We start from the raw sequence: 7,067 nt of genomic DNA on the forward strand, positions 1-7,067 counted from the left end.
GGTGGCTGCGCCACCGCCACCGGCGTGCGCAGGTACTTGCGCACCGTGTTGCGCGACAGGCTCGTCGCCCTCACGATCTCTCGCACCGACTTCTTCTCGCGGTGGTGCATCCGCAGGACCTTGCCAATCATGGCCATGGTGATCACTCCTCATACCCCCACCGCTTAAAAAAGCAGCAGGGTAGGCTGAACACCCGGGTCAAATTTGAAGCGGCACAACCCTCACAGGTGGGTCAATTTTCGGCCGGCGCCAACACAATTGGATAAGCAAAGAGTTTTCCTCGGTCTGCGACGAGATTCAGCAGCGAAAGGAGGAAGTGGGGCGCGGCGCCATACCGGAGCAAGAGGCTACGGCGCTCATGCTGCGAGTCTTCCCTGCGCGGCTTCGAAGGAACAACCTTTCGACTGCAACGTTCCTTCGCCTCTACTTTTCAGATGCTGGCGGCGACGATACGAACAAAGCGACCTTTTATCCTCGCCTGTACTTATCCTTTCTGCAAAAGTTGGACGACCTAGCAGCACGTTCAAGTGAAGCCCTTGACGACCACAGCGGGCGGGTCGCGTCGAGTATTCTGAATCGCGCGTACGACGAGGCTTCGAGTGAGTTCATCAATGAGACTAAGCAAGAGCTTTCCCATCTGCTATCGCTCGAATACCTTGACGATGCCGATCCATCCAACTCAGACGATGATCAGAAGAGAGTGGCGAAGTTCATCTCGGCGTTCGATGGCCTAAGCACACCGTTTGAGCACGAAGCACTCGTCGCGCAACTCCAGTCCCGCACTCAGTTCAAAGAGAAGTCCATTCGGGAGTCACTTCAACGGATGAAGGCGATTCGCATGTTCGAAGATCGACCCGGCTACGGCGGGTGGTGGCGTGTTGGACAGCTATACAAAATGGGCTTGCGAATGAAGTACGTTCGAGGTTGAAGATGAATGGCCCAGCATTGCTGCCCGCAGGGCTGCTCCCACTCTTCGCTCCACACATGTTTGTGAGATCGGGCGCACTGCGGCAGGTGCGTGTGGCTTTCCGTCCCACCATTGCTACCACGGCTGAGCGACCTAGAGAAATTCAGACACTGGCCGACTCGGTGTAGCGCCGTTGATCGGCAAGGAAGAGGCGACTCGGTCCGCGTCATAGCCCTTGAGCCTGTCGCTGCCGGTGAGGTAGTACTGATTTGGTCCGTAGTTTTTCAGAGCGACGTCGCGCTCCCGATTGACATTGCGAAGCAGGCCGGTGCCGATGAGTAGACTGATGGCCTTTCGAACGTCCCTCTCCGGCACTCCGATGCGATCGTTGATGTTCTCGTAGGAGGCCAGGGTGAATTCTTCCCCGTTTGGCCGCCGAGCAGCAAGGTAGAGATAGAGCTTCATCGCGTGCAATTCGTGCTTCGACCGAAGCGTGAAATTCGCGAACGGGAGAATTACTTGATGGCGAACGATCGCCATGCTCGGCAGTTTGAACCATCCCCTCGTCGTACCCTTCCAGACGATCAGGTAGCGTCGCTGCTGATGCGAGCCCTGCGGCCGAATCAAGTCCAGTTCGACCAGCCGAACCACCCCTGCGGCCACCAGCGCGCGCGAAAGCCCTGTGGCTTTTTGCAGAGCGTCATAGGTCGCATCTGCGATTTGAGCGACCTGCGGCAGGGGCCACTCATCCACCTCGGACATAAGGATGAGTGCGACATAGACCATCAGTGCGGCCGTCTCGCTGGCGGCCGTTCTCTGGCGCGTTCGACGCCAGAGCATTTGAGGCAGCGCCCCAAGCACCGATTCGGACGGCACCTTGCACCAGTATTTGTTCCGGATCACTTGGAGGCGCCTTTCCAGAAAACAGCATAGATGACCAACCCTGCCAGCAGCATCGCGAGCACAGGAATCAGCACAAACATCAGGTAGAGCGGCAACGCCGAATCCTGTGTCAACCAGGCAATCAACGCCATAACAGTAGCTTCGTTCTTCATTTCGACCCTTATCGAGTAGTCCGAAGCTCAGTTGTAAATACTCCTGACCAATCTTTCTAGAGATCGGTGCCGCCCGTGGTCTCCGTGTATTTTATTTTTTCCTTTAAAAACAATAAGTTAAGTCCAGTTTTCTTAGTTCGTAGGTCTGCGCGCTTGGTTCACGAAGAGGGGGTGTCCTGCCTCGCCCTGGGACTCGTGCGACACCTTGGTTCACGGGGCGAGCCGCAACGCGTTGGCCTTGAGATTGTGGACGCCTCGATGGGCGCAGTGAGCGTCCGAGTCGCGAATAGCTGCGCCCTGGCCCGACGTCTGCCGTACGACCCGCCATCAGCTTCCAATCCCATCCGCACCCATTGCGAAGTCGACCGGCCGTCAATGGCAGTGTCCGCCCATCTGACCGCCGAACTCGGAAACTGGACGTCCGACTTGGTCAAGTCGGACGTCAGCCAATCGGAGAGCCCCGATCACCTAACTCATTGACAGCATTGGATTTTCTCAAACTCGGACGCGGATGAACGTCCGAGTTCACAACGTCCGAGTTCCCGACCTGCTCCTGTACTCTGGCGAAGCAGTTTTCACAGGGGCAAACACAAGTTGCCACCGATGTACGCGGACCCCGGGTCAGCTGCGCGGTAGGCCCGTTCCGCCCCGTTCTACGCCCAGTCTGGCCGTTCTCCGGCCCCGGACGACCCATTTTCTGCCAATCGGAACGCCCAAACTCCAAATGGCCAAACCACCCGTAAGTGCCTATCAATATTGAGGATTCCCAGTTTTCCGACCCCGATGGCCCACTGCCAATACGGTCAGTCCCCCACAGAGTTGTGTGGCGACCCGCGCGCTTTGGCAGTGATTTGCACTCGCTATGGCAGCAACTTGCATTCGCTTTGGCAGTGAAGTTAGTGCACGCTTTTGCGCATCGGTTGGCAAGTTGGCGCCACCTTGGCTGTGGGTTAACTCAACGGACGGCGGTTGGATGCTCCGAGGCCCCCTGTTGGCTGAAGCCACTCCACCGCAGCGCTCGCAGGAGGCTTTGCGTTCGGGATCTGGTCGTGCGACAGTGAAGCGCGCCGCATAGAGGCCCGCTGTCGGGCCAAAACCTGACCTTCGCCGCTGTTGCAGGGTTCGCCCTCGCCTCGCCGGGCGACATCGGCAGCGTCCAGGTCGGAGCATGGTTGGCGCCCATCGGCGGGGAGGCTGGGCTGGCGTAGGCCCTCACCGGCCGAGGGAACTCCGTAGCAATCCTCGGAGAGCAGCGGTTAGGCTCGTTGCCTAGTGCCTATTCGAATCCTGCCCTTCTCAGTCGTCGATAGAACTCACGGCAATCCTCAATCCGGAAGATTCCGTTCGGCTCGTCTTGCACGCGCCAGTTGGTCGAGCGCACCCGCATGAGGTCGGGACGCCCGTCGACGCGGTAGAACGTGACGGCGACCAGGTAGGCGCCAGGAAACGTCAATCTGTAGAACTCATGCTCAATCGTCCGCGCCTCATGGACTTCGAGAATTGGCTTAGGTCGCCAGTGGGCGACCAAGGAACTGGCCATTGAATGGGCGTCGTTCATGCCGGAGCAGCGGGGTTTGCGAAAGCGAATATTGCCACGCGGTTCTTCCGATCGGCTCTCGCGCCAAGAGACGAGCTAAGCGCGAAAGACGATATAGCATGCGCTTCGGACCGACGTGAAAGTCGGCTCCGTGCCTCAAGCTCCAAGGCCGCAGACGGGCAATCGCGGGTTTAAGGAGCGTGTGCGCACTGACCGCGCGTCGGACAACAATCGGCCACAAGCCGCCCCCCATCGATGACCGCTTCCGGACGCGCCAAGTCTGCGTTGCAGCCTATCCACCCCGACTTGAGAATCAAGTCCCAACCCGTCCGCGCAACAGGGTCAAGTCCAAGTCCAGTTTCCTCGCTTATCGGCCGCCCGCTTCCGGGGGCGAATGCCAATTGAAAGGGGACGACGTCAGGTCTCCCGCAGCTTGGCCAGGCGGTAGATGAACCAAGGTTAGCGCGGTCCAGCGCATTTCTTGCTCCTCACCTATCCGAATCAATTGCAGCCGCTGCAGTCCCTGCATGACCTCGTGGAACTTGTCACCGGGCGCGTCACCCAAAGCCCTGCTCCGCTGCGCGCCCTCCAGGTTGGCTCGAAGAGCCGGTTCCAGCGCCGAGCTCCGCCGGCCCCCGTCTGTCGCGAGGTAGAGCTCCACCAGGAGGCGCGCGTGTTCACCCGTCAGCAGCCCTTTTTCCGGCCCGAGGACGGTGGCCAATGCCGCGGCGAACGCGACCAAGGTCGCATCCAGCCGCCCCGAAGCAGCGCCAAGGGCGTCGAGCAATGTTCCCACCAGCGCCCAACTGGGCAATCGCACACGCCGCGGCTGACAGTCACCCGCGACATCCGACGTCGCCACCCGGACTGCGGCCGCCAAATTTCCAGTCAAGTAGCCGGCCACGCCCTGTACAGAAGGCCATGAGTGAATCTCGTTGCAGAAATCTGTGATTTCGCTTAGTCGCTCCCGGCCAGTCGCGAGCGCCTCGAGCACCGCGCGGAAGACAAGTTGGTCGTTGTCCGTGGGCTCGGGCTGCCAGGTACGGTTGAGGATGCTCTCGACCCGGGGCGCGAGGTCATCCAGGATGCCGCGGCGCAGCACCCAAAGCGTTCGTTTTCCGCTTGACGGCAGAAATGTCTCCGGGTGAAAAGCGTTCCAGAGGTCGACTTGGCTCCGCGGAGGCAACTCGGCCATGGCAGCATCGAAGGCGGCTTGGCATGAAGCCACCAGCCCGATGTACTCGGAAAGGTTCAGGCGGCATTCGCCTCGAGAGAACGCGTGCTCCGAAGGCTGGGGTTCACCGACCATTCTTCAGCTCCAGGGCTGGTGCGATGCGCCAGAGTTTCGCATCAGAGAGCGAAAAATGGAACTTTCGTTCTAAGGGGCCTAGACTTGGTCATCCGGCCGCAGCTTTGAGGGCGCAGCGCCGGGCCTCAGGAGCGGATGGTGTGCAGCACATCGACAAGCAGATTGCAACGGCGGAAGCTAGCAAGGTCGCCTCGACCTTGGCTCAACAGCTGCGCGCAAAGACTGCAGAGCGAGGGTCGACGCAGGTACTGCCGGGGCTGATGGACGATCTAACAGTCACAGCTTGAGCCCCACACTGCAGCTTGAGCATCCCTGCTGCATCTGCACGGGAGGGCACTTGATCGAGCCATACGAGCAGAACACACAGCAGTCTCCTGCCTTCGGGCGTAGCACCGCTTTGCAGTGCTCGCACTCATAGAGGAACTGGCAAGCGTCGGTCGGCATGACTTCGCGCTTGGCGTGGCCGCACTCTGGGCAGGTCAGCACCGACTCCTGGGCGGTAGCGGTCATCGTCATCTTTCTTGGCTGTATGTCCGCTTGGTCGCCTCGACTTCCTGCGTCCAGATCGTCGCTCCAATACTAAGGAGCACCTCGAGATCGGTTTGGTAGCTTTCGCTCGCCTTGTCCAAGCGGTCGATCAAGGCCGCGATGTGCGAAATCGCCTCCGTCGCAGGCAACGCACCCCCTTCCCTGGCCATCTCGACCACGGCAAGCATGACGTCGGTGCGGTTCATCTTGGGACTGTGCGCTTGACCGCCAAGGGAGGCAAGGCGGGCTTTGCCGAAGGAGCGGCGCGGCTACTATCAAGGCATACCTCGCAAGCCACCAGACCCGAATCGCCTCGCCCGCAGGAACCACGAGGTCCGCGTGGCTGAGGAATTCCCGCTGCCCAAGGTAGAAGGAAAAGGCTCGATCAAGGAGTTGGACGTGCTCAACACCGGCTCCGCGATCCTGAATGGGGTGTTCGACCTGGCGCAGCTCGAGGCGATCGTGGCGCACATGAAGGCACTGGGCGCACCGGAGTAAGGCCGAGCGAAGACGGGCCATCGGTGACTTTTTCCCTCCTCCAGGCGGATGAGGCGAAAAGCGCATAAGTCCTGAGGTCAAAAGATTCCCCAGCAGAATGTCTGGATGGACCAGCCGACCGACCTTTCAGACGACGAACCCTTCCGACGCTGCCAGGCGCTTCGGCTGCAAGCAACGCACGGTGACCAAGCCGCACTTCGCGAAGCCCTCGCTTTGGAAGCGGAGGCCCAGCGCCGTTTTCGCGCCGCCACCACCATCTCCGCGCCACTGGAAGCTATGTCGATGGCCCGGCGCCCCTGGTGGCAGTTCTGGTGATTGGCGCCATCGGCCTCGACGTCGAAGATCGCGAAATTTCAATTCTGCTTTGCGCGCCCGATTGATGGGTGCGTCCGGGCCGCTTCTCGCGAGCTGCCGCCTTCAGTCAGTCAGCGGTCAGAGGTTGCAGATCTGTCGATCCCAAAGGCCACACTCAACTCATCAAGTGCCTCATCGGCCAACCATGACGCCACTCCCCAAGTCCTTCGCGATCGGAGTCTGAACGACTTTTGGTCGATGATTTTCGGAGAGTAGGCCGCTAGCGTTCTCGTTTGCATACCCGTTCGTCGAGACCGTCATTCACGGCGGGCTCGACAAACTGCCCGGCGGCCGGAGGGCAACAAATTCTGTTGGACGCCAAACGATCAGACTGCGCTGAACTCTTTCATCAGCTCAAGCGGCTAGATACAGGCTGTCCCGCTGCGCCGACCGCGAGGAAACTGCACTTTGAAACTCTGGGGCGTGTTCTAGTGTAGTGCGCTCGAAATAGTGGAACTTATTCGATGCGGCACACTCCGACCTTGACGGAGGTCGCAGCCATGCGCATTGCCCCAAGGATCGAACTGGATGCTGTTGTCGAACGAGAGTTGACGGCCTTGGCGCGGCGTGGCCGTGTCGAGGCTCGTGTGCAGCAAAGGGCCAAGATCGTATTGCTGGCCGCTCAGGGCTGGCAGAACAAGGACATCGCCTGCGAGGTCGATCTGGATCGGCGCCAGGTGGCCTTGTGGCGCCAGCGCTTCCTGGAAGGCGGGGTGGAGGCCCTGATGCACGATGCGCCGCGCCCCGGGCGCACCCCCAGCGTGACCACCCCCGAGTTTGAATCGAGCATCGTGGACAAGACGCTGCATGACAGGCCCATCGCCGCCACGCACTGGAGCACGCGAACGCTGGCCGCGCAGCTTGGGGTAGGGCCGACGA

At 60.4% G+C, this 7,067-nt stretch carries 11 protein-coding genes; 5 read left to right on the forward strand and 6 right to left on the reverse strand.

What is annotated here, in order from left to right; genetic code table 11:
- Positions 1-358: 358 nt before the first annotated feature.
- Positions 359-928: a hypothetical protein gene (locus AC1DYD_RS40840; RefSeq protein WP_478178407.1), complete on the forward strand. Its 570-nt coding sequence runs from the start codon at positions 359-361 to the stop codon at positions 926-928.
- Positions 929-1,060: 132 nt separating this feature from the next.
- Here the strand turns inward: AC1DYD_RS40840 and AC1DYD_RS40845 are convergent, their stop codons facing one another.
- From AC1DYD_RS40845 to AC1DYD_RS40860, 4 genes are all read right to left on the reverse strand, one after another.
- Positions 1,061-1,810: a hypothetical protein gene (locus AC1DYD_RS40845; RefSeq protein ID WP_478178408.1), complete on the reverse strand. Its 750-nt coding sequence runs from the start codon at positions 1,808-1,810 to the stop codon at positions 1,061-1,063.
- A complete protein-coding gene (locus AC1DYD_RS40850) occupies positions 1,807-1,962 on the reverse strand; it encodes a hypothetical protein (RefSeq protein WP_478178409.1) in 156 nt (51 codons plus the stop codon). The genes AC1DYD_RS40845 and AC1DYD_RS40850 overlap by 4 nt, the downstream gene beginning before the upstream one ends.
- A gap of 1,276 nt (positions 1,963-3,238) precedes the next feature.
- Entirely contained in the window at positions 3,239-3,520 is a 282-nt protein-coding gene (locus AC1DYD_RS40855; protein WP_478178410.1) for a hypothetical protein, read from the reverse strand.
- A 346-nt stretch (positions 3,521-3,866) separates the two neighbouring features.
- Positions 3,867-4,808, reverse strand: a complete 942-nt coding sequence (locus AC1DYD_RS40860; protein WP_478178411.1) for a hypothetical protein — start codon at positions 4,806-4,808, stop codon at positions 3,867-3,869.
- 140 nt (positions 4,809-4,948) lie between these two features.
- Here AC1DYD_RS40860 and AC1DYD_RS40865 point away from each other — a divergent pair, with 140 nt between their 5' ends.
- Positions 4,949-5,095, forward strand: coding sequence for a hypothetical protein (locus AC1DYD_RS40865; protein ID WP_478178412.1), 147 nt, complete (start codon positions 4,949-4,951; stop codon positions 5,093-5,095).
- Here AC1DYD_RS40865 and AC1DYD_RS40870 read toward each other — a convergent pair.
- On the reverse strand, positions 5,085-5,318 hold the full coding sequence (locus AC1DYD_RS40870; RefSeq protein ID WP_478178413.1) for a GDCCVxC domain-containing (seleno)protein: 234 nt from the start codon (positions 5,316-5,318) through the stop codon (positions 5,085-5,087). The genes AC1DYD_RS40865 and AC1DYD_RS40870 overlap by 11 nt on opposite strands.
- Positions 5,319-5,320: 2 nt before the next feature.
- The gene (locus tag AC1DYD_RS40875) at positions 5,321-5,542 is read right to left on the reverse strand and encodes a hypothetical protein (RefSeq protein ID WP_478178414.1); all 222 of its coding nucleotides are present in this window, start codon (positions 5,540-5,542) and stop codon (positions 5,321-5,323) included.
- Between the two features lie 133 nt (positions 5,543-5,675).
- Between AC1DYD_RS40875 and AC1DYD_RS40880 the strand changes: the two genes are divergently transcribed.
- The 3 genes from AC1DYD_RS40880 to AC1DYD_RS40890 all read left to right on the forward strand — a co-directional run.
- On the forward strand, positions 5,676-5,834 hold the full coding sequence (locus tag AC1DYD_RS40880) for a hypothetical protein (RefSeq protein WP_478178415.1): 159 nt from the start codon (positions 5,676-5,678) through the stop codon (positions 5,832-5,834).
- Between the two features lie 105 nt (positions 5,835-5,939).
- Positions 5,940-6,149, forward strand: a complete 210-nt coding sequence (locus AC1DYD_RS40885; protein WP_478178416.1) for a hypothetical protein — start codon at positions 5,940-5,942, stop codon at positions 6,147-6,149.
- Between the two features lie 539 nt (positions 6,150-6,688).
- On the forward strand, positions 6,689-7,067 hold a 379-nt coding region (locus tag AC1DYD_RS40890; RefSeq protein WP_478178417.1), incomplete at its 3' end, for a helix-turn-helix domain-containing protein.

It is taken from the genome of Variovorax sp. P4_B11 (genome assembly GCF_056402355.1).

What these genes read in the sequence shown, in the direction of transcription:
- AC1DYD_RS40860 (WP_478178411.1), bottom strand. Translation starts at nt 4,808, where the DNA reads ATGGTCGGTGAACCCCAGCCTTCGGAGCACGCGTTCTCTCGAGGCGAA.
- AC1DYD_RS40875 (WP_478178414.1), bottom strand. Translation starts at nt 5,542, where the DNA reads ATGAACCGCACCGACGTCATGCTTGCCGTGGTCGAGATGGCCAGGGAA.
- AC1DYD_RS40840 (WP_478178407.1), top strand. Translation starts at nt 359, where the DNA reads ATGCTGCGAGTCTTCCCTGCGCGGCTTCGAAGGAACAACCTTTCGACT.
- AC1DYD_RS40870 (WP_478178413.1), bottom strand. Translation starts at nt 5,318, where the DNA reads ATGACCGCTACCGCCCAGGAGTCGGTGCTGACCTGCCCAGAGTGCGGC.
- AC1DYD_RS40855 (WP_478178410.1), bottom strand. Translation starts at nt 3,520, where the DNA reads ATGAACGACGCCCATTCAATGGCCAGTTCCTTGGTCGCCCACTGGCGA.
- AC1DYD_RS40885 (WP_478178416.1), top strand. Translation starts at nt 5,940, where the DNA reads ATGGACCAGCCGACCGACCTTTCAGACGACGAACCCTTCCGACGCTGC.
- AC1DYD_RS40850 (WP_478178409.1), bottom strand. Translation starts at nt 1,962, where the DNA reads ATGAAGAACGAAGCTACTGTTATGGCGTTGATTGCCTGGTTGACACAG.